This is a genomic window from Rhodoferax ferrireducens (genome assembly GCF_031458075.1).
Classification (GTDB): Bacteria; Pseudomonadota; Gammaproteobacteria; order Burkholderiales; family Burkholderiaceae_C; genus Rhodoferax_B; species Rhodoferax_B ferrireducens_A.
Genome location: NZ_JAVDXT010000003.1, coordinates 532592 through 554135 on the forward strand (window position 1 = coordinate 532592; position 21544 = coordinate 554135).

Genomic DNA, 21544 nt, shown 5'->3' on the forward strand with positions numbered 1-21544 from the left:
TATGAACATCCAAGCCAGCCGCATGGCAGCATCTATGGCCCCGCCGGCCTATGCGCCTGCACGCCTGGCTGCCGGGGCTGCGGCTACCCCCGGCGCGGCTGCACCCAATGCAGCCCTGGGCGGCGACACGGTCACTATCTCCCAGGCCGCGCGCGATCTGGCCGAGCGCGATGCGCCGATCCGCCCGGTGCTGGCGGTCGGCCTGGCACCGGTGGCCAGCGAGCGCAGCGCAGCCGACGGCCCGGTGAACGCCATTGCCAGCTCCAGCCAGGACTACAAGGCCGCCATCGACCAGGCCATCGACAGCCTGGAATTCCAGCGCAACAGCAAGCTGATCACCGAAGCCCAGTTCCGCCACGACATGGCTTTTTACACCCGCGTAGCCAACGCCGTCGCCTGATCCGCAAATGCTACGGATTTGAGAGCTGCTGGCGCATATTCCATATGCGCTGAAAGCCAATTTAATCCATAAATTTTCGATTCCCTGGCAGGCCAACCTGCGCCTGCCTGCCGTCTCCGCTGCGCAGGACGATGGGGTAAGTCCCAATAAGCCAAAGCCAAAAATGTTGGATAGTTCGTGCGGAAGTCGAACTAAAGCAAAGAGCGCTGGCACTTCCTAGACCCGCCTCAAGCAGGCACCCAATGGAGACAAGCATGCAAAACACATTCAAGAAAACCCTGTCCGTCCTGGCCCTGGGCCTGGTCAGCAGCGCAGCTTTTGCGCAAATGACGGTGGGGGTGAGCTGGTCCAACTTCCAGGAGGAACGCTGGAAAACCGACGAGGCCGCCATCAAGACCCAGCTGGAAAAGCTGGGCGCCAAGTACATCAGCGCCGATGCCGGCGGCTCGCCCGAAAAGCAGCTGGGCGACATCGAAGGCCTGATGACCAAGGGCGCCAAGGTGCTGATCGTGCTGGCCATGGACAAGGACGCGATCCTGCCCGCCGTCAACAAGGCCACCAAGCAGAAGGTACCCGTCATCGCCTATGACCGCCTGATCGAAGCGCCCGGCGTCTACTACATCACCTTCGACAACAAGGAAGTCGGCCGCATGCAGGCCCGCGCCGTGTTCAAGGCCCAGCCCAAGGGCAACTACGTGATGATCAAGGGCTCGCCCACCGACCCGAACGCCAACTTCCTGCGCGAAGGCCAGCAAGAGGTGATCGACGCTGCCGTCAAGTCCGGCGCCATCAAGATTGTTGGTGAGGAATACACCGACGGCTGGAAGCCCGAAGTCGCGCAAAAGAACATGGAGCAGATCCTGACCAAGAACGGTGGCAAGGTCGATGCCGTGGTGGCCTCCAACGACGGCACCGCCGGCGGTGTGGTGGCAGCGCTGACCTCCAAGGGCATCAAGGGCATTCCGGTGTCCGGCCAGGACGGCGACTTCGCCGCGCTGAACCGCGTGGCCCTGGGCTCGCAAACCGTCTCGGTGTGGAAGGATGCACGCGACCTGGGCCGTGAAGCCGCAACGGCTGCTGTCGACCTGGCCGGCGGCAAGAAAGTGCCCGGCACCGTCAGCTGGAACGGTGGCGAAAAGAAGATCGCACTGGACTCGCACTTCCTCAAGCCCGTGGCCATCACCCGCGACAACCTCGACGTGGTGGTGAAAGCTGGCTGGATCAAGAAGGATGAGCTGTGCAAGGGTGTCGATGCAGCTGCAGCCCCGGCCGCCTGCAAGTAAGCAGCTTCTGCACACACACGCTGATGCGCACCGTCCCGGCACCGGGGCGGGCGCCAGCGTGCAGCATGTTCTCCATTCCGGACGCTTGATATGAACCCTTCTTCCCCTGCCTGGCGCAATGCCGCCATCGACTGGCGGTTGGTGCTGATGAGCCTGGTGCTGGCTGCATTGGCATCGGCCTTCGGCCTGATGACCGACGGCCTGTTTTTCTCGCCAGAAAATCTCTACAACATTGCCCAGCAGACGGCGGTGGTGGGCATCGTCTCCACCGTGATGGTGCTGGTGATCGTGGCCCGGCATATCGACCTGTCGGTGGGCTCGGTGATGGGGTTTGTCGGCGTGTTGATCGCCTATTTGCAGTACAGCGCCAACTGGTCCTGGCCCGCGGCCTGCCTGGCCGGGCTGGCCGTGGCGATGGCGGTGTCGATCTACCAGGGCTGGCTGACGGCGGTGCTCGGCGTGCCCTCGTTCGTGGTCACGCTGGGGGGACTCATGTCGTTCCGCGGCGCGGCCTTTCTGGTGGCCGACGGCAAGACCCAGCCGGTCACCAACGACTTTTTTCTGCGCCTGGGTGGCGGCTACGACGGTGGCATTGGCACCACGGCCAGCTGGGTGGTGGTCGGGCTGGTCAGCCTGGCGCTGCTGTTGCGGGCGGTGCAAAAGCGCCGCTCCCGCCAGCGCCACGGCGTGGCCACCGATCCGCTGTGGATGGAGGCGCTGCTGGTCGGCGCGCCCATCGCCCTGCTGCTGGCCTTTGCCGGCACCATGAACCATTACCAAATCTCCAGCAAGACCGAGCCGCAAGGCATCCCCGTGCCGGTGCTGATCTGGGCGGTGGTGGCCGGTGGGCTGTCGTTTCTGGTGCACCGCACCCGTTTCGGCCGCTACGTCTACGCCATGGGCGGCAACCCCGACGCGGCGGCGCTGGTGGGCATTCCTGTCAAACGCGTGACCTTGCAATTATTCGCGCTGCTGGGCGTATTGATTACGGTTGCAGCTATTGTTTCCATAGCGCGGCTGAACGCCGGCACGAATTCGCTGGGTACCGGCATGGAGCTGTACGTGATCGCCGCGGCGGTGATAGGCGGTACGGCGCTGGCCGGCGGCAGCGGCTCGATCTTCGGCTCTGTTTTGGGCGCGCTGATCATGCAGTCGCTGGACAGCGGCATGCTGCTGCTCGACGTGTCCATCGGCAAACGCATGGTCATCATCGGCCAGGTGCTGATCATCGCCGTGGTGTTTGACGTGCTGTACCGCAAATTCACGGGAGATCGCTGATGGCCGATCACTCCCAACCCCTGGCCCAACCTTTGGTCCAGCTGCGCGACATCCGCAAGGCCTTTGGCGGCGTGGTGGCTGTCGATGGCGTCAGCATCAACCTGTATCCCGGCGAAGTCGTCGCCCTGCTGGGCCACAACGGCGCGGGCAAGTCCACGCTGATGAAGATGCTGGCCGGCGCCTACCCGATCGATTCCGGCGACACCCTGGTGGCCGGCGAAAAAGTCCATATCCGCACCCCGTCCGAGGCCCAGGCCCAGGGCATAGAAACCATCTACCAGACCCTGGCCTTGGCCGACAACCTGGACTCGGTGGCCAACCTGTTCCTGGGCCGCGAAAAGCTCACGCCCTGGAACACGCTGGACGACCATTTCATGGAGGTCAACGCCCGCAAGGTGTTTGCCCGTCTCAACAAGAACTTCAGCAACATCCGCGTGCCCGTGCGCCGCCTGTCGGGCGGCCAGCGCCAGGTGGTGGCGATCTCCCGCGCGCTGTATTTCAACGCCCGCATCCTGATCATGGACGAGCCCTGTGCGGCCCTGGGCCCGGAAGAAACCGCCATGGTGGGCCGCCTGGTGCAGCAGCTGAAAAGCGAGGGCGTGGGCATCTTCCTGATCACCCACGACATGCCCGATGTGTTCGGCCTGAGCGACCGTTTGGCGGTGATGAAGAACGGCAAGCTGGTCGGCACCTACAACACCGCCGATGTGACGGAAGACGAGGTGCTGGGCATGATCATTACCGGTAAACGGCCCGAGGGGAAGGTACAGGCGGAGCGCAGCATCTAGACTGCTGCCATCTCTGTTTACAACGTGCCCGCTATGAAAACCACCGGTGACCAACAACTCGTCAAGCGCATCAACCGCAGTGTGCTGCTGCGGCTGCTGCGCGCCCAGCCCGGCCTGTCGCGGGCCCGGCTGGCGACCGAGAGCGGCCTGACCAAATCGACAGTCAGCCTGCTGGTGCGCGAGCTGCTGGACGACGGCTGGCTGACCGAAGCCGGCGAGACCGTCAACGAAGGCCTGGGCCGGCCGTCCACCCCGCTGCGCATCCACGAAGGCCGGCGTGCGCTGATCGGCGTGGAAATCGCGGTGCAGGTGGTGCGCGTGGTCTGCGTCACCCTGCAGGGCGAAATCCTGCATTCCGAAGAACAGCCGCTGGCCAGCACCACCCCAGCCCGGGCCTGCCAGCAAACCGCCCGCATGGTGGCCACCGCCTACCAGGGCATCACCGCGCTGGGCTTGCAGCTGGTGGGCGTGGGCGCCTGCACGCCGGGCGCCATCGACCACGACACCGGCAAGGTGCTGTTCGCCCCGAATCTGGGCTGGCGCCAGCTGGACTTGCTGAGCCTGCTGACCCGCGCACTGGCCGAAGTTGGCCTGCCGCCCGTGCCGGTGCAGCTGCAAAACGATGCCGACGCCGGCGCGCTGGGTGAATACGAATTTGCCGACGGCGAGGGCGAAGACCCGCTGATTTTCGTGAGCTGCGACGTCGGCGTGGGCGCGGGTATCGTGTCGAACGACCGCTTGTTCAGCGGCGCGCAAGGCATGGCCGGCGAAATCGGCCACACCATCATGCAGATCGACGGCCCGCTGTGCTCGTGCGGCCGCAAGGGCTGCGCCGAGGCCTTCATCGGTCTGCGCGCGCTCAGCGGCCAGAACGGTGCAGCGGTAGACCTGAGCCGCTCCGGCCACTACCTGGGCGTGCTGCTGCAAAACCTGTGGACCACCTTCAATCCACGCGCCATCGTGGTCGGCGGCAAGTCGTGTGACCACCACCCCGAATTTCTGCAAAGCGCCATCGACACCGTGGCCCAGTACGCGGCCAGCGCCGGCATGCCGCCGCCCAGCGTGCGCACCGCGCGCTACGGCCAGCTGGCCTCGGCCGTGGGCGCCGCCGCGCTGACCCTGCACGAATACCTGCGCCCCATGCACCCCAATTCCGAAGCCCGGCGCGCGCGCGCTGGGCAGACGGCTCCACCCCCTTAAACCCAACCCAAAAGGATCTTCCATGCCCTCCTATTTCTCCGAAATCGCCCCCGTCCAATTTGCAGGCCCTGCATCGACGGACCCGCTGGCCTTCAAGTGGTACGACCGCGACAAGCTGGTACTGGGCAAACGCATGGAAGACCATCTGCGCTTTGCCGCCTGCTACTGGCATAGCTTCTGCTGGAACGGCTTCGACCCGTTTGGCTACGACGGCACCTTCGAACGCCCCTGGCAGCATGTGGCCGACCCCATGGCCGCGGCCCGCGCCAAGGCCGATGCGGCGTTTGAATTCTTCGCCAAGCTCGGTGTGCCCTACTACTGCTTCCACGACCGTGACGTGGCCCCCGAAGGCGCGACTCCGCGCGAGAGCGTCAACCATTTGCACGAGATGGTCGACGTGCTGGGCGAGAAGCAGCAGCAAACCGGCATGAAGCTGCTGTGGGGCACAGCCAACCTGTTCAGCCACCGTCGCTTCATGTCCGGCGCGGCCACCAACCCCGATCCGGCCCTGTTCGGCATGGCCGCCTTGCAGGTCAAGGAAGCCATGGACGCCACCCTGAAACTGGGCGGCGAAAACTATGTGCTGTGGGGCGGCCGCGAAGGCTACGAGACCCTGCTGAACACCCGCATGGGCCAGGAGCTGGACCAGATGGGCCGTTTCCTGAACATGGTGGTCGAATACAAACACAAGATCGGCTTCAAGGGCACGATACTGATCGAACCCAAGCCGCGCGAACCCACCAAGCACCAGTACGACTACGACGTGGCCACCGTCTACGGCAGCCTGTGCCGCTTCGGCCTGGAAAAGGAAATCAAGGTCAACATCGAAGCCAACCACGCCACCCTGGCCGGCCATAGCTTCGAGCACGAAATCGCCACCGCCATCGACCTCGGCATCTTCGGCAGCATCGACATGAACCGCGGCGACATGCAATGCCAGTGGGACACCGACCAGTTCCCCAACAGCATCCCCGACACCGCGCTGGCCATGTATCTGATCCTGCAAGGCGGCGGCTTCAAGACCGGCGGCGTGAACTTTGACAGCAAGGTGCGCCGCCAGTCCATCGACCCGCAAGACATGTTCTACGGCCACATCGGCGGCATGGACGTGACCGCCCGCGCGCTGCTGATCGCCGAAAAGATGATCACCGACGGCCGCGTCGAGAAGGCCATCGCCGACCGCTACGCCGGCTGGAAGTCCCCCGAAGCGCAGAACATCCTGGCCGGTAAAGTCAGCCTGGACGACCTGGCCGCGCAGGTGCTGGCCGGTGGTGCCGATCCGCGCCCGGTGTCGGGACGGCAGGAATACATGGAGAACCTGCTGAACGCGTTTATTTGAAGTTGCTATTAAATTAGTAGCTTCTGGCGCAGGTAATATCTGCGCCAGAGCCCGATTTCATGCGTTTACTCAAAGCCCGATGAACTGCTGAAGAAAGGACAAGCTCTCCTGCCGCGTGGCTTGCAAGGCTTTCGATGCCTCCACGATGCCCAAACCCTGCGTAGCCAGCGCCCTGGCCGAAAGGCCAGGCGCATAAAAATGGAGCAGCCATTTCAGATCGCTGAAGTCCAGGTGCCCGGCATCTTGCACCGTGGCGCTGCGGGTGGGGCCGGTGGCCAGCCGCAGTACCGTGTCGATGCTCGGGTCCGCGACGTGGTTGGAGGCCAGCAGGAACACCAAGGGCTTTTGCCAGGGGCCTGCCGTGCCGCCGTAGACGGTGCCGTCGATATCCAGGCCGGCCTTGGCGCGTGCATCAGACCGTGCTGTCTGGACCGCGGCCGCGCCGCCTATGGAATGCCCCAGGAGCCCGATACGCGCCAGATCCAGGTGGCCAGCCAGCAGGCCCGTGTGGGGGCCCTGCAACCAGTCGAGCACATAGCGCTGGTCCGCGACCAGCGTGGCCACCGCGCCGTCCAGGAATGCCGGCAATTGCTGCGTTGGTGCAGGCCCGGCCAAGGCCTGCACCAGCTGCCCGCTGGCCGTGGACGTGACCCCGGAGATGTAGGGGTGGTCGATTGCCACCACGACGATGCCATGGCTGGCCAGGTCTTCCAGCAGGGTGGAGTAGGCTTCCACCACCATGCCATAGCCGGGCGAGAAAATGAGCACCGGGTAGACACTTCCCGGTTGCAGCGGAGTCCCCGGTTTGGCATTGGTCAGCACGTCGGCCGCTGTAGGCGGGATAGACAGTTGCGCCTTCACCAGCGGGGCGATGGCCGGCCCCAAATAGTCGGCCCGTGTACCGCCCGCGGTGGCCGCCGTGGGATACCAGACCTTGACGTTCAGCTCCCGCCGGTCGCTTTGTTCGGCCGTATAGGCCTCCGCGCGTGCGGCGTCCAGCAAGCGGAATCCGGCCTTGCCTATGCAGTGCTCCCCGGTGGGCGCCGGTAGCAGCAGGGCGTTGGACGCACCGGGTGGCAGCAGGCAGCGGCTGGCGTAGCCTTGCGGTGCCGCCGTGCTGGCGGCCTCTTCAGCGCCACCGCCGCAGCCACCCAGGCTGAGCAATGCGGCGCAGCAGGCGCTTAAAGTGGGCCGGGCCAATGCCGCTGGAATGCGCTGCGGCCATCGGATTTGGGGATGTTTCATGGCGGTGTGGATTCTGCAAAGTTGAGGAGCGAAGACGGTTCCCGTCGACCGTGCGCATTTTTGAACCACCAACCTTTGGCTTAGCCAAAGCTGGGTCGCAGACAATCCACCGCATGCACGTATTGCTGATCGAAGACGACCTGGACCTGGGGCCCGCCTTGCAGAAATCCCTGAAGCTGGAGGGCATCAGCAGCGAGTGGCGCAGGCGCGCCGCGGACGCCCCCCGTACGCTGGAGGACGAGGGCTTCGACTGCGTCCTGCTGGACCTGTCTCTGCCCGACGGCGACGGCCTGGACCTCCTCACCCGATGGCGCCGCCAGTCTGCCCGGACGGCCCAGGTGCCCGTCATCATCATCACCGCCCGAGAGGCGCTGTCGGAGCGCCTGGCCGGGCTCGACAACGGGGCGGACGACTTCATCGTGAAGCCCTTTGCCCCCGAGGAACTGGCGTCTCGGCTGCGCGCCGTCCTGCGGCGCTGTGCCAAGCAAGCCAGCGATGTCTGGTCGGTGGGCGATCTGGAGATCGAGCCGCGCAGCCACCGCGCGCGGCTGTGTGGCGAAGCCCTGGCCTTGTCGCACCGTGAATTTCAGTTGCTGCTGGAGCTGGCCCGTGAGCCCAACGCGGTGGTGGTCAAGGGCACGCTGGCCCGCCGCCTGGAACCTTTGGGCGAGCCTTTGGACTTCGGACTGATCGAGGTGCACGTGTCCAACCTGCGGCGCAAGGTCGGTGCCGAGCGCATCAAGACCGTGCGCGGCGTCGGCTACATGCTCGTTCCGTGAAGGCGCTGTGGAACCCCACCTTGGTACGCCGCATTGTGGCCGCGCTGTTGCTGGCGTTTGCGCTCGCGTGGTGCGCGGTGGCGAGCTATAGCTACCTGGATTTTCGCGCCAGGCTGCGCACCCATTCCGGTTTGCAGCAGGCGGGCCGCGGCCTGCTGGATGCGCTGGCCGGCATGCAACGCGACGAGCTTGCGATCAACGCGGTGCAGGTCACGGCCCAACAGTTCAATGCGGCACGCAGCCAAGACAGCCAGCTGCCAGGAGACTTGCTGTTCCAGCTACGCTCCATGGACGGGCAAGAGCTTTTTGCATCGCCGGAAATCGCCGGCAAGACATTGCAGGGCGCGTCCGGCCAGGTCGTGGACACCCGCTTGAACGGCCAAGCGTATTGGCTGTTTGCCGGCCCCTCCGGTCGCTGGCAGCTGTGGATCGCCGAACCGCAGGTCAGCACGCAGTGGGTGCTGCGGTGGATATTCGATTCGCTGGCGCTGCCGTTTCTGGTGGCCTTTCCGTTTGCGCTGCTCCCTGTGTGGATTGCCGCGGCTCGCGGCCTCAGACCCCTGCGCATGCTGGGCCAGTCGATAGAGCAGCGCGCGGCCGGGGACTTGTCGCCGCTGGGTGTTGTGCCCCGGTACGCCGAACTGACACCGTTGGTGAACGCGTTGGACGACATGCTGTTGCAACTGCGGGGCAAGGTGGCGCGCGAACGCTCGTTCGTGCACGACGCGGCGCATGAGCTGAGAACGCCGCTCGCGGTGATCAGTGCCCAGGCCCATGTGCTGTCCCGGACCACCGATCTGCAGGAGCGCGAAGAGGCCACCGTGCATTTGCAGCAGGCCGTGGCCCGCGGCTCGCACCTGGTGCAGCAGCTGCTGGAACTCGCAACCATGGACGCGGCCACCCACGCGCCGGCCCAGTTTGTCGACGTCGCCGATCTGACCCGGCAACACCTGGCGCAAGCCACGCCCCATGCGGCCAGCCTGGGCGTGGAACTCATTTTGGACGCGCCGGACAGCCTGCCCCTTGCGCTGCCCGTCGCCTTGTACGAGTCCGTTTTGCGCAATCTGCTGGACAACGCCGTGAAGTACGCGGGCGGCGCGGGCGAGGTCACGCTGACACTGGCTTTGCGCGACGGCGCACTGCAACTGGCGGTCGCCGACAGCGGCCCCGGCATCCCGGCGCACGAGCACGCGCTGGTGTTCGAGCGCTTCTACCGCGGCGCGGGCGCGTCTGCATCGGGCACAGGCCTGGGCTTGGCCATCGTCCGCCAGGCATGCGTGCGCATGGGCGGCGACATCGCGCTGCACAGCCACAACGGCGGCGGCTGCGTGTTTGTGGCAACGATGCCGGTAGCTGCTACGGCAGGAGGCTAAATCAATGGACTACGGGGTTCGGCGCGCAGCTTGTCTTTATCCGCTGGCGCATGCGGATACTGCTGCTAAGGTGCAACCGGCCCCGGCGCCAGCCGGGCTGCGAGCAGGCTCGCCGTATACCGCAGGCGGTCGATGTCGGCTCCTGTTCGGATGCCGCGGCTGAAGCAGCACAAGGTGCCGTACACCGTGCCTCCCGAGAGGCGCACGGGCGTACTCAGGTGGGTGCCGATGGGGAAGCCCGGGTCAGGCGCCTGTCCGGACGCAACGTAGGGAGCGGCGTCTTCCATCCGCTCGGGCAACCGGCCTTCGACAACCCGTTGGCACCAGCTCTCTTCGACCGGGTCGGACATGCCGGCCTCCAGCAGCGGGAAGTCCGGCACCTGGTCCACCGCCATGAAGGTACGGCGGTCGTTGCTGATTTGGGACACGAAAGCCACGTCCATGCCCAAGCACGTGCGCAGCAATTTCAGAACCTCGGGTACGGCTGCCGGAAGTTCGGGGTCGGCGGAGTCGCTGGTGGCGACCAGCAACTCCGAAATCTTGACGTCCACGTCGTCGGGTTCGTAATCCAAGTACATGTCCGCCAGTCTAAGCGCTCGCCCAAGCCACATCTTGTTGCGGGGGAATAGCGCGTTGGCCTGCGTAGTTTGCTATAGAAGAAATAGCTGGTAGCGCAGAAACCATCTGCGCTAGCGCCCGATTTTTTGTGGATCTTCTGGCTCTGGCTCAGTGCACGATGGCCAGCTTGCCGAAGTGGCGTCCGCCGGCGCTGAGTTCGGCATAGGCTGCGCCGGTGTCGGCGATATCGAAGATCCGGTCGATCACCGGCACGATGCGGTGGGCGGCAATGGCGCGGGTGGCTTGGGCCAGGTCGGCGACCGAACCGGTGTTGTTTCCGACGATGCGCAAGGCCTTGACGATGATGGGCATCAAGTTGATGGACGCTGCCGTGCCGGAGAGAAAGCCCACCGTGAATACCGTGCCGCCCATCGCCGCTGCGTTGAGCGAGCGGGCGATGGTGGCCTCGCCCACCGTCTCCACCACCAGGTCCGCGCCACGCCCGTCGGTGAGCTTGAGCACTTCTGCGTCCCAGCCCGGGGTGGCGCGGTAGTTGATCACGTGGTCAGCACCGAGCTGGCGTGCGCGCTCCAGCTTTGCATCGGAGGAGGAAGCGAGGATCACCGTGGCGCCCGACGCCTTGGCGAACTGCAGGGCGAATATGCTGACGGCACCCGTGCCCAGCACCACCACCACCGACCCTGGCCGCAGCGTTGCCGAGCGCACAGCGTTCCAGGCCGTGGTGGAGGCGATGGGCAGCGCCGCGCCCTGGACGAAATCCAGGTGCGCAGGCAGGGCAACCAGGCTGTGGGCGGGCACGGCCACGTAGTCGGCCAGCGAGCCCGGCAAGTTGATACCCCGCATCGCGGCTATCTTGTGCGGCGCCATGGCGCCGTCTTGCCAGCCCGGCATGAAGTGCGGCACCACGCGGTCGCCCACCGCCCAGCCGCTGACGCCTTCGCCCAGGGCCACGACTTCGCCCGCGCCATCGGCTACCGGCACCATGGGGAAAGTCACGCCGGGTATGGCGCCAAGGGCGACGGCTACGTCGAGGTAGTTCAGCGTGGCGGCGCGCATGCGCACCAGCACTTCGCCATGGCCGGCCTGGGGGTCGGGCAGCTCGGTGAGGTGAAAGGCGCTGAGGGAATGGGCGGTGAGTTGGACTGCGTGCATGGTGTTTTCTCTGGAATGAAGGAAGTCGATAGTGTTATTAATAAATTAACAGAGATAAACTGTGATTTAGTTGATAGATTTGAAATCAGGAGTGATGAATGGATGTGTTCGACAGCATGCAGGTCTATGTGCACGCCGTGGAAAAAGGCAGCCTCAGCGCGGCCGCCACGGCCTGCGGCATTTCGGCGACCATGGCGGGCAACCACCTGCGCACGCTGGAAAAGCGCCTGGGCATGCAGCTGCTGCAACGCACTACCCGGCGCCAGCATCTCACCGCCTTTGGCGAGGACTACTACCTGCGCTGCAAGGAAATCCTCCGACTGGTGGCTGAAACCGATGCCCAGGCGCAGAACCAGCAGCTCGCGCCGGCCGGCAAGCTGCGCATCACCGCACCCGTGAGCTTTGGCGCCGAAGCCTTGATGCCGGCCCTATCGGACTACATGGCGCGCTACCCCGAGGTGAGTGTGGATGTGGCCTTAAGCGACCACACGGTGGATCTGGTGGAGGAGGGTTTCGAGGCCGCCATCCGCATTGGCCCGCTGCCGGATTCGCTGATCGCCCGACCGCTGGCGCCATACCGTCTGATGGTCTGCGCATCGCCCGACTACCTGGCGCGCCGTGGCATGCCGGTCCGGCCTGAGGATCTAGCCCAGCATGAATGTCTGTCGTTTTCGCTCGCCGCCTTGCAGCACTGGCCCTTGACAGGGGAGGAGGGCACCTGCCAGGTACCGGTGTCGGGCCGTCTGCAGGTCAATAACGGGCAGGCGCTGCGGGTGGCGGCGCTGCACGGCTTGGGCATCGTGCTGCAGTCGGCCTTTCTGCTGCAGGCCGATGTACAGGCTGGTCGCCTGGTGCAACTGTTTCCCAGCTACACCCTGCCCAGCCGGCCGATGAGCCTGGTCTATCTGCCCGACCGCTACCGCTCGCCCAAGCTGCGCAGCTTTGTGGATTTTCTGGTGGAGCGCTTCGGTTAGCTCACCATCGCGCTATAGTAAATATAGCTGCCAGCGCAGTTAGTATCTGCGCTAGAGCCCGATTCTTCTTGAATTCTCAGGCCGCCAACTGCTGCGGCTCGGCTGTCAGGCTGTAGCGGGTGAACACCCGGTTCAGCGCCGGCAGCGGCGTCACGTCCATCTCGCCGACCGCCGGCTCCATGATGACCATGGCCACGGTGGCCGACAGGTTGTCGTTGCTGCCGATGCGCGGCGGGCGGCACACGGCGTACTGGCCGCCAAAGCTGTCGAAGAACGCATCTTTCAAATCCTGCCGGCCCAGCCGGTCCTTCTGGTTCAGCAGCTTGCGCACCCGCCAGTCGCGGTAGTGGCTGTCGGGCGAATTGGCGATGCCGCCGTCCACCAGCTTGCCCAGCGCCACCGGGCTCATCCAGTGGTTGGCGTGGACGATCAGCTGGTCGGCGCCCGGGTAGATCGGGAAGGCCTCGTTGGTGGTGCATTCGAAGTCGATGCCAAAGCCCTCGGCCATGCCCAGCATGATGTTGTTCGAGCAGGACTTGGGCGTGGTGGCCACGGCCTTCATCGCCAGCGAGAAATGGGTCTGCTCGAGCACCTTGCGGCGGATCAGCGACAGCGGTACGCCCAGCTGGGTGAAGTCGCGGTCGGACTCCAGGTAGTTGGCGGTGATGGAGACGCCGGCGCTGTTCATGCCGCTGCGCGCCAGGCCACCGGCCTCGACGAAGGTCAGGAAGTCCGGCCCATCGTCATTGCGCACGCGCAGCACGATGGAGGTGTCCACGCATTCGGCGCGCCAGTCCCAGTTCTGCCCATGCAGCAGGTTGCCGCTGGCCGAGCGCTCGGGCAGGATTAGTGCGCCGGTGCAGCCGTCGCCGGGCTCGGCGTCCACGGCTTGGACCTTTTCGGCCCGGGCCTTGGCCAGCACCTCGGTACGGGCGTTGACCATCACAATGTCTTCGAACGGCACATTCGCACCTTGGGCGATGCCGCGCATCTCTTCCAGATAGTGCGGCGCGAAGTCTGCTATCTGCTTTTCGAAGTAGCCGATCAGCTGGGCCCGCGCGCTGTTGCTGTAGCCCAGGTTCACCAGGGTCTGGCCGTAGAGGCGGGCGCTGCCGCGCACCCGGTCGGCGACCTGCTGGCCGTATTGCAGGCCGCGCTCAAACGGCGTGCCGGAGACCGACACGAAGGGGAATTGTTGGGGCTTCTGCATGCTTATTTGGCGGCGATCTTGGTGTTCCACAGCAGTGGCTTGCCTTCCCATACCGAGAAGCCGGTGACGCGCTTGCGCACTGCCCAGGAATCGGTGATGTTGTAGAAGACGATCAGCGGGGTTTTCTCCAGCATCACGGTGTGCAGCTGGTCGAACAGGAACTGGCGTTTCTTCACGTCGGATTCGACAAAGCTCTGGTCGATCAGCTTCTGTACGTACGGGTCGTCCCAGACCTTGCGCGGCTGCTTGGCCTTGGGGCCGGAGAACTGCTCGTAGGCCAGCGCCGGGTCCAGCCGCGACGAATACGAGAACGAGCTCATCTGGTAGTTGCCGCTGTTGTAGCGGTCCAGCTGGGTGGCCCATTCCAGCACCTCGATCTGCGCATTGATGCCCACGGCCTGCATCATGGCCTGGCTCAGCACCGCCACAGAGAAGCTGGGCACGTGGGCGCGTTTGTTGGCCAGGATGACGATGGGCTGGCCCTTGTAGCCGGCCTCCTTGAGCAACTGCTTGGCCTTGGCCGGATCGTATTTGTAGCCCTTTTTCTGGATCTGGCTGTAGAAGGCCGACGACTCGGGGATCGCCGAATTGTTGACCTTGGCCAGGCCTTCGGACGAGGCTTCGACGATCTGCTTCATGTCCAGCGACAGCGCAATCGCCTGGCGGATGCGTTCGTCCTTCAGCACCGGGTCGTTGGTCTGCATCAGCAAGGTGTTCTTGCCGGCGTCGGTCACGCCCATCACCGTCAGATTCTTATTGCTCTTCAGTTCCTGCACGTCGGAGGAGGTGATCTGGCCGGCGTCGATGGCACCCGACTGCAGGCCGGCCTTGGAGGTCGACATGTCGGGCACGACCAGGAACTTCACCTGCTCGACCAGCGGCTTCTTGTTGCCCAGGTAGCCGTCGACCTTGGCGCCGGGCGGCGACACATAGTCCTTGAAGGCGCTCATGGTCAGGTACTCGCCGCGTTTCCATTCCTCGAACTTGAACGGGCCGGTACCTATGGGTTTGTCCCAGCTGCCGTCTTCCTTCACCGACTTCTTGCTGAGGATGGCCATCATGCCGCAGTCGGTGCGGGCCAGCGTGTCGAGGAACACCGCAGACGGTTTTTCCAGTGTCATCACAAAGGTCTGCGGGTCCGGCGCCGTGGCCGATACGACCTTGGCACCCGAGCGGCCGTCCAGGTCGCTCAGGCAGCGCCAATCGGTCTTCGGGTCGGCATAGCGCTTCCAGCTCCACAGCACATCGGCCGAGGTCAACACGTCGCCGTTGTGGAACTTCAGGTTCGGCCGCAGCTTGAAGGTATAGGTCAGGCCATCGGCGCTAGTGGCCACGCTCTGGGCCAGCAGCGGGCCGACGGTGCCGTTCTGGTGGTAGCCGACCAGGCCTTCGACCATGTTCAGCACCACGCCGTCGGTAGTGTTGTCGCGGTTCACGCCGGGGTTGGTGGAGCGCACATCGGCGGGTTGGGCCACCACCATCTGTGCCGTCTGGGCCTGGGCCAGTCCGCAGACTGCCAGCAAGGCGGGTAGCAGCGCACGGGTACGCAAGGGATTCAATCGCATAGCAGTCACTCCATTGAAAAAGCTAGGGGGTTACATCAGGGCGGGTGCCGCATCCAGCAGGTCATGGCGCCATTTCAGCTGTACGCCACCGGTGTCGGTAGCTGTTAGCGCGGGAATCGCCGACAGCAATTTGCGGGTGTAGGCATGCTGCGGCTGGTCGAACACCGTGTCGCGCGTGCCTTGTTCGATGATCCGGCCGGCCTGCATCACGATGACCCGGTCGGCCACCTGCTCGACCACGCCCAGGTCGTGGCTGATGAACAGGCAGGAGAAGCCATAGCGGTCCTGCAGCTCAGCAAACAGCTCGAGCACCTGGGCGCGCACCGTCACGTCCAGCGCCGACACCGGCTCGTCGGCAATCACGAAGGACGGACGGCGCACCAGGGCGCGGGCAATCGCCACGCGCTGGCGCTGGCCGCCCGAGAGTTCGTGTGCATAGCGCTCGGCGTATTTGCCGTCCAGGCCGACTTCCAGCAGCATCTGGCTGACGCGGGCGCGCTTGTCGGCGTTGCTCATGGCGGGCAGCAGGCGCAAGCCTTCGCCGACCAGTTGGCCAATCGTCATGCGCGGGTTCAGCGAGGAATACGGGTCCTGGAACACCATCTGGCAGTTCAGCCGATAGTCCTGCCAATCTACAGAACTGGCCGCACCCCGGGTGGTGGATCTGCCGCGGAACTGGATGTCGCCGCCGGTGGGCTGCAGCAGTCCGGCAATCGCCCGGCCCAGCGTGGTCTTGCCCGAACCCGAGCCACCGACCACGGCCACCACTTCGCGCGGCCGGATCACCAGGTCGATGCCATGCAGCACGCGCTTGGCCGCGGCCTTGGCGAACAGCTTGCGCTTGCCGGGGTAGTCGAACACCAGGTTGCGCACGGCGATCACCGGTGCCTCTTCGGCCACGCTGCGGGCCGCCTGCCGGCGCGGTATCGCCTCCAGCAGCTTGCGGGTGTAGTCCTGCTGCGGCGCGGCCAGCAGCTGCGCGGTAAGGCCGGTCTCGACCACCACGCCGTGCTGCATGACGATGACTCTGTCGGTGTAGCGCGCCACCATCGGCAGGTCGTGGCTGATCAGCAGCACGGCGGTGTGGCGCTCGCGGGTCAGGCTGACAATCAGCTCCAGCACATCGCGCTGCACCACGGCGTCGAGCGCGGTGGTGGGCTCGTCGGCAATCAGCAGCGCCGGCTCCAGCAGCATCACCGAGGCCAGCATCATGCGCTGGCGCATGCCGCCGGAAAACTCGTGCGGCCAGGCGGCCAGCGCGGCCTGCGGGTCGGCAATGCCGACGCGGGCCAGCATCGCCAGCATCATCTCTTGCCGCTGCGCCGGCGTCAGTTCGCGGCGGTGCAGGGCCAGGCCTTCGTCGAGCTGCCGGCCTATGGTCATCGACGGGTTCAGCGACGTCATAGGCTCCTGGAACACCATGCCGATGCGCGCGCCGCGCAGCTCGCGCAGCCGGGCCGGGCTGGCCTGGGTCAGCTCTTCGCCTTCGAAGCTGATGCTGCCGGCGGTGCGCAGCAGAGGCAATGGCGTCAGGCCCATGATGGCGCGGGCCGCCTGGGTTTTGCCGCTGCCGGATTCGCCGACGATGCCGACGAATTCGCCGGGGGCTATCGACAGCGACACATCGCGGACGATCTGGCGGCCGGCCTGGCCCAGCGCCAGGGTCAGGTGGGAGACTTCGACCAGCGGCTTCATGCAACACCCCGCATGCGTGGGTCCAGCAGGTCGCGCACCGCGTCGCCCAGAAAGTTGATGCCCAGCAGGGTCAGCGCAATGCACAAGCCGGGGAAGATCGACAGATAAGTGGCCTGCGCCATATAGGGCCGTGCCGCGGCCAGCATATTGCCCCAGGTGGGCGCCGGCGGCGGCACGCCCAGGCCCAGGAAGGACAGCGCGCTTTCCGACAGGATGACCCAGCCGAACATCGAGGTGGCCAGCACCGTCAGCGGCGCCACGCAGTTGGGCAGCACATGGCGGAACATGGTGTACAGCTCGGAATTGCCCAGCACGCGCGAGGATTCGATGAACTCCTTTTCGCGCAGCGACAGAACCGTGCCGCGCACCACCCGGGCGACGGACGGCGTGTAGGCCAGGCCCAGCGCCAGGATGATGCCGTACTGGTTGGCGCCGAACACCGCCAGCAAGGCCAGCGCGAGCAGCAGGCCGGGAAAGGCCAGCAAGGCATTGATGAAGGCCATGACGATGTGGTCGGTCCAGCCGCGGATGAAGCCGGTGAGCACACCGATGGTCGTGCCTATGGTGACCGAGAACAGCACCGTCAGGCAGCTGATCCAGACGCTGTTGCCGGCACCGGCCATCAGGCGCGACAGCTCGTCGCGGCCGAACTCGTCGGTACCCAAGAGATACAGCGCGCTGGGCGATTTCAGGCGGGCCGAGAAGTTGATCTTCAGCGGATCAAACGGCGTCCAGAACAGGCCGATCAGCGCGGCGGCCAGGATCAGGCCGACCACCAGCAGGCCGATCAGCGCTTGGGGGGATAGAGAGCGTTTCATTCCGCGAGCACCCTTGGATCAAAGAGGGGATAGCACAGGTCAATCAGCAGATTGGTGAGCACGTAGATGACGGCGACAAACAGCAGGCAGCCCTGGATCACCGGGTAGTCGCGGGCGAAGATCGCGTCCACCAGCAGCCGGCCCAGGCCGGGGATGGTGAAGACGGTTTCGACCACCGCCACACCGCCCAGCAGATTGCCCAGCACCAGGCCGATCAGGGTCCAGGTCGGGCCGAAGGAGTTCTTGAATGCGTGGTGCAGCAGCACCGCCGATTCCGACAGGCCCTTGGCCCGCGCATGGGTGATGTAGTCGAGCCGCAGCACTTCCAGCGTGCTGGCCCGCGCCATGCGGATCAACACGCCGATCTCGTGCAGGAACAGGGTCAGTATCGGCATCACCAGGTACAGCAGGCCGTTCTGCCAGTCGCTCCACACCGAGACATAGCCAACCACCGGCAGCCATTCGAGCTTCAGGCCGAAGAACAGCAATAGCAGCAGGCCGAGCCAGAAGGTGGGTATCGACACCAGCAGGGTGGCGGTTCCGACCAGCAGCAGATCGGGCGTGCGGTTCTGCTTCCAGGCGGCGACCATGCCGGCTGGCACGGCCACCAGGGTGGCCAGCAGTACGGCGACCAGCACGATCTGCGCGCTGACCAGGAAGCGGCTCCACACCAGGTGCATCACCGGCTCGCCGGTGGTGATGGATAGGCCCAGATCGCCTTGCAGCGCATGGCCGGCCCAGAGGCCGAACTGCACCCACCAGCTCTGGTCCAGGCCCAGGCGGGCCCGCAGCTCGCCCAGGCGCACCGGGTCGGCCAGGTCGCCCAGCAGCAACTGGGCCGGATCGCCGGGGATCAACCGTATCAGCACGAACACCGCCACCGCCACGATCAGCAGGGTCGGCAAGGCCATGGTCAGACGGGACAGTACAAAACGCAGCATGGTGGGGCTCTTCCGTTTCGTTGCGCTAGCGGTGCGGCCGTTTAGCGGCGGGCCGCCCGCAGGCGGCGCAGGGTGGCGGCAAAGAAGTCCTGTACCTTGTCGACGCAGGCCAGGCCGTTGTGCGGCACGTTGTCCACCAGGTCCAGATGCACTTGCACGCCGGCGGCTTCGAAGGACTGGCGCAGGGTTTCCAGCCGCTCGGGCCGGGTACGGCCGGCGTCATTCGCGCCGGGCATGAAGAACTTGCCATCAGGGCGGTGGGTGATTTCCCAGGTCTCGATATCGGCCTTGCCAACCACCATGTGCACCGGCAGGGCTTGCAGCGCATCCAGGTTCAGCGGCTGGCCAAACTGGCTGGCAAAGTCGCGTACGCCGACCCACCAGTCCTGGTTGAAGTCCAGCAAGGTGACCGAGCCCGGCGCGCCAATCGACAAGGCCCACAGGCGATCCGGGTGCAGCAGACCGAAGCGGTTCACGAACTGGCCGCCGCCCGAATAGCCAAACAGCGCGAATCGGGAGAAGTCGGCGCCGAACTTTTTGGCGACTTCATCGACCATGTCCAGCAGGATCTGGTCGTAGCGGATCGCGCCTTCCTGCAGGAACTTGAAGCCATCGCGGTTGCCGTCGCCCTGCGGGCCGGCGGGGAACAACGGGCACAGCACGATGCAGTCGTTCCATTTGGCGAATTCGGCAAAGGCGTCGCGGTACTCGGTGAAGGCCCGGCCGGTGCCGTGCACCACGACCACCAGCGCTTTCGGGTGCTGCTCGTTGCCGGTCTGCGGCGGCGCGTAGGTGCAATAGGAAAAGCGCGGGTCGCTGCGCGACGCAAAGATGGTGCTGTGGCCCAGGTCGTAGATGGCTTCGGCACGCATCGCGCCAAAGGATGCATCTGCTGTGGGGCCGTCGGTTGGGGAGAGCAAATCAGGCATAAATCTTCGCAGTGGAATGGTCGTTGGCTTAGCACAACTGCATGTCACAGCAGTGGCTGCTGGCGAATTGTTCTCCATCCACTCTAAAAATAATATCTATATTTTGTTTTGTAATAATAAAGTTATCCTTTTGTTTTTGGACCCCCAAACCGGGGGCCTGCCATGAGCACCATCCGATTTCTCCGCACCTTTCTGGTTGTCGCGCAAGAGGGCTCGTATGCGGGGGCCGCGGAGCGCGTGGCCTTGACGCAGGCAGCGGTCGGCTTGCAGATGCGGGCGCTGGAGGCTGAGCTGAAGACCGGGCTGTTCGAGCGTTCAGGCCGCGGCGTGCTGTTGACCGTGGCCGGGCGCGCATTGATCGCCCATGCGGAAAAGATCATCGCCAGCTACGACCAGATGCGCGAAGGCCTGGAGCAGGACGGCGAGATTGCCGGCACCGTGACGGTGGGCTCGACGGTATCGGCCATGGGCCTGCTGTCGAATACCGTGGTGGCGATGAAGCCGCGCTTTCCGCGCCTCAATGTGCGGTTGGTGGTGCAGGAGTCCAGCGGTCTGGCCCAGAGCGTGATACGCGGCGCGCTGGACGCCGCGGTGCTGATCGAAGGCACGCCGCTGGAACGCCAGGGCCTGCTGTGGACGCCGCTGTATGTGGAGCCGCTGGTGCTGGTGGCGAGTGCGTTGGTGGCCAAGCCGGACAGCGACATCAAGCAGCTGCTGCGCGAGAACCCGTTTCTGCGCTTCGACCGGCGCACGCCCAGCGGTATCCGCATCGAGCAGACCCTGCGTAAGCTGGGCCTGATGCCGCAGGACTTTCTGGAGCTCAGCTCGGTGTCCAGCATCGTCGATCTGGTGCGGCAGAACGTCGGCGTCACCGTGGTGCCGCATTGGCGCAATGCCGACTGGGTGAACGACCCGACCCTACAGGTACTGCCCCTGCCGGGCCGCCCTGCGACGCGCCAGGTGGGCATGCTGGAGCACGGCCGGCGCGAGCACATCACCACCCAGATCCGGCTGCAGATGCTGGCCCTGCTGGCCCGCAAAGCCTAGAAAATCGACAGTCCCGTGCGCGCCGCAAATAGCTCCAGCGCCTGCATGCCGAGCAGCGAATTGCCGCTGGCGTCCAGCGCCGGCGACCAGACGCACAGGGTCAGCTGGTCGGGCACCACGGCGACGATGCCGCCGCCGACACCGCTCTTGCAGGGCAGGCCGATGCGGTAGGCGAATTCGCCGGCCGCGTCGTAGGTGCCGCAGGTCAGCATCAGCGCGTTGACGCGGCGCGCCTGGCTGGCGCTGACCACGGCCACGCCTGGGCGGTAGGGATGGCGGCCGTCGCGGCACAGGTAGCCGGCGGCGCGGGCCATTTGCTGGCAGCTCATGCGGATCGCGCACTGGTGGAAGTACAGGTCCAGCACGGCGGCCACGGGGTTGTCCAGCTTGCCAAAGCTCTTCATGAAGTTGGCCAGCGCGTGGTTGCGGAAACCGGTCTCGGCCTCGGATTGGGCCACCTCGGGGTCGAGGTGCACCGGCTCGTTGCACAGCGCGGACAGCAGCTCCAGCAGCTGGCCCACGCCGTCGCCGTGCGACAGCAGCCGGTCGGCCACGGCGATGGCGCCGGCATTGATGAACGGGTTGCGCGGCTTGCCATGCTCGTTTTCCAGCTGCACCAGCGAGTTGAACGGGTTGCCCGAGGGCTCGCGGCCGATGCGCTGCCACAGTGCGTCGCCCAGGTGCTGCATCGCCATGGTCAGCGAAAACAGCTTGGACATGCTCTGGATGGAGAACGGCGTGGCGAAGTCGCCGCTGGCCGCCTCCAGCCCGTCGCAGGTGCGCAGGGCGATGCCGAATTGCTGCGGCGAGACGCGGGCCAGCGCCGGGATGTAGCTGGCCACCTGGCCTTGCGCGCCGAGCTGCGGCTTCACGGTGGCAACGATGTCGTCGAGGATGGCTTGGAAGTTCACACAGGGCTCCACACAGAATAGAGCCCGGATTGTCCTGC

At 65.3% G+C, this 21544-nt stretch carries 20 protein-coding genes; 10 read left to right on the forward strand and 10 right to left on the reverse strand.

The genetic code is table 11. The features are described 5' to 3' along the window. The first annotated feature begins 1 nt into the window (after position 1). The 6 genes from J2X19_RS17905 to xylA all read left to right on the forward strand — a co-directional run bounded on the left by J2X19_RS17905 (position 2) and on the right by xylA (position 6288). The gene (locus J2X19_RS17905) at positions 2 to 400 is read left to right on the forward strand and encodes a hypothetical protein (protein ID WP_310375182.1); all 399 of its coding nucleotides are present in this window, start codon (positions 2 to 4) and stop codon (positions 398 to 400) included. Positions 401 to 654: 254 nt separating this feature from the next. Continuing rightward, on the forward strand, positions 655 to 1683 hold the full coding sequence (xylF, locus tag J2X19_RS17910) for a D-xylose ABC transporter substrate-binding protein (RefSeq protein WP_116607562.1): 1029 nt from the start codon (positions 655 to 657) through the stop codon (positions 1681 to 1683). A 90-nt stretch (positions 1684 to 1773) separates the two neighbouring features. Next, positions 1774 to 2961, forward strand: a complete 1188-nt coding sequence (locus J2X19_RS17915) for a sugar ABC transporter permease (RefSeq protein WP_310375183.1) — start codon at positions 1774 to 1776, stop codon at positions 2959 to 2961. Continuing rightward, the gene (locus J2X19_RS17920; RefSeq protein ID WP_310375184.1) at positions 2961 to 3749 is read left to right on the forward strand and encodes an ATP-binding cassette domain-containing protein; all 789 of its coding nucleotides are present in this window, start codon (positions 2961 to 2963) and stop codon (positions 3747 to 3749) included. Before J2X19_RS17915 ends, J2X19_RS17920 begins: the two co-directional genes overlap by 1 nt. Before the next feature lie 33 nt (positions 3750 to 3782). After that, positions 3783 to 4949, forward strand: a complete 1167-nt coding sequence (locus J2X19_RS17925) for an ROK family transcriptional regulator (protein ID WP_092762156.1) — start codon at positions 3783 to 3785, stop codon at positions 4947 to 4949. Positions 4950 to 4971: 22 nt separating this feature from the next. Beyond that, on the forward strand, positions 4972 to 6288 hold the full coding sequence (gene xylA, locus J2X19_RS17930) for a xylose isomerase (protein WP_092762154.1): 1317 nt from the start codon (positions 4972 to 4974) through the stop codon (positions 6286 to 6288). A gap of 69 nt (positions 6289 to 6357) precedes the next feature. On the opposite strand, the gene J2X19_RS17935 is transcribed toward xylA, so the two are convergent. Next, positions 6358 to 7533 (reverse strand): alpha/beta hydrolase family protein, encoded by a 1176-nt coding sequence (locus J2X19_RS17935; RefSeq protein ID WP_310375185.1) that lies wholly within the window; start codon positions 7531 to 7533, stop codon positions 6358 to 6360. Between the two features lie 113 nt (positions 7534 to 7646). Here J2X19_RS17935 and J2X19_RS17940 point away from each other — a divergent pair, with 113 nt between their 5' ends. Continuing rightward, positions 7647 to 8312, forward strand: a complete 666-nt coding sequence (locus J2X19_RS17940) for a response regulator (RefSeq protein WP_310375186.1) — start codon at positions 7647 to 7649, stop codon at positions 8310 to 8312. After that, on the forward strand, positions 8309 to 9685 hold the full coding sequence (locus J2X19_RS17945; RefSeq protein WP_310375187.1) for a sensor histidine kinase: 1377 nt from the start codon (positions 8309 to 8311) through the stop codon (positions 9683 to 9685). The genes J2X19_RS17940 and J2X19_RS17945 overlap by 4 nt, the downstream gene beginning before the upstream one ends. 65 nt (positions 9686 to 9750) lie before the next feature. Here J2X19_RS17945 and J2X19_RS17950 read toward each other — a convergent pair whose 3' ends face one another. Both J2X19_RS17950 and J2X19_RS17955 read right to left on the reverse strand, forming a co-directional pair. Then, positions 9751 to 10263: a GAF domain-containing protein gene (locus tag J2X19_RS17950; protein WP_310375188.1), complete on the reverse strand. Its 513-nt coding sequence runs from the start codon at positions 10261 to 10263 to the stop codon at positions 9751 to 9753. Between the two features lie 148 nt (positions 10264 to 10411). Further along, positions 10412 to 11416 carry a zinc-dependent alcohol dehydrogenase family protein gene (locus J2X19_RS17955; RefSeq protein WP_310375189.1) on the reverse strand — a complete coding sequence of 335 codons (1005 nt, stop codon included), beginning with the start codon at positions 11414 to 11416 and terminating at the stop codon, positions 10412 to 10414. 98 nt (positions 11417 to 11514) lie between these two features. Between J2X19_RS17955 and J2X19_RS17960 the strand changes: the two genes are divergently transcribed. Beyond that, entirely contained in the window at positions 11515 to 12390 is an 876-nt protein-coding gene (locus J2X19_RS17960; RefSeq protein WP_310375190.1) for a LysR family transcriptional regulator, read from the forward strand. A 76-nt stretch (positions 12391 to 12466) separates the two neighbouring features. Here J2X19_RS17960 and J2X19_RS17965 read toward each other — a convergent pair whose 3' ends face one another. From J2X19_RS17965 to J2X19_RS17990, 6 genes are read right to left on the reverse strand one after another with little or no spacing between them, the layout of a single operon-like run. Next, a complete protein-coding gene (locus J2X19_RS17965; protein WP_310375191.1) occupies positions 12467 to 13600 on the reverse strand; it encodes a C45 family autoproteolytic acyltransferase/hydrolase in 1134 nt (377 codons plus the stop codon). Between the two features lie 2 nt (positions 13601 to 13602). Further along, on the reverse strand, positions 13603 to 15165 hold the full coding sequence (locus tag J2X19_RS17970; RefSeq protein WP_310375192.1) for an ABC transporter substrate-binding protein: 1563 nt from the start codon (positions 15163 to 15165) through the stop codon (positions 13603 to 13605). Between the two features lie 30 nt (positions 15166 to 15195). Further along, positions 15196 to 16860 (reverse strand): ABC transporter ATP-binding protein, encoded by a 1665-nt coding sequence (locus J2X19_RS17975; protein WP_310375193.1) that lies wholly within the window; start codon positions 16858 to 16860, stop codon positions 15196 to 15198. Beyond that, on the reverse strand, positions 16857 to 17678 hold the full coding sequence (locus tag J2X19_RS17980) for an ABC transporter permease (RefSeq protein ID WP_310375194.1): 822 nt from the start codon (positions 17676 to 17678) through the stop codon (positions 16857 to 16859). Before J2X19_RS17980 ends, J2X19_RS17975 begins: the two co-directional genes overlap by 4 nt. After that, positions 17675 to 18619, reverse strand: a complete 945-nt coding sequence (locus J2X19_RS17985) for an ABC transporter permease (protein ID WP_310375195.1) — start codon at positions 18617 to 18619, stop codon at positions 17675 to 17677. The genes J2X19_RS17980 and J2X19_RS17985 overlap by 4 nt, the downstream gene beginning before the upstream one ends. 41 nt (positions 18620 to 18660) lie before the next feature. Further along, entirely contained in the window at positions 18661 to 19548 is an 888-nt protein-coding gene (locus J2X19_RS17990; protein ID WP_310375196.1) for an alpha/beta hydrolase, read from the reverse strand. Positions 19549 to 19710: 162 nt separating this feature from the next. Here J2X19_RS17990 and J2X19_RS17995 point away from each other — a divergent pair, with 162 nt between their 5' ends. Beyond that, entirely contained in the window at positions 19711 to 20595 is an 885-nt protein-coding gene (locus J2X19_RS17995; RefSeq protein WP_310375197.1) for a LysR family transcriptional regulator, read from the forward strand. Here the strand turns inward: J2X19_RS17995 and J2X19_RS18000 are convergent. Then, on the reverse strand, positions 20592 to 21506 hold the full coding sequence (locus J2X19_RS18000; RefSeq protein WP_310375198.1) for a glutaminase: 915 nt from the start codon (positions 21504 to 21506) through the stop codon (positions 20592 to 20594). The genes J2X19_RS17995 and J2X19_RS18000 overlap by 4 nt on opposite strands. Positions 21507 to 21544 lie beyond the last annotated feature (38 nt).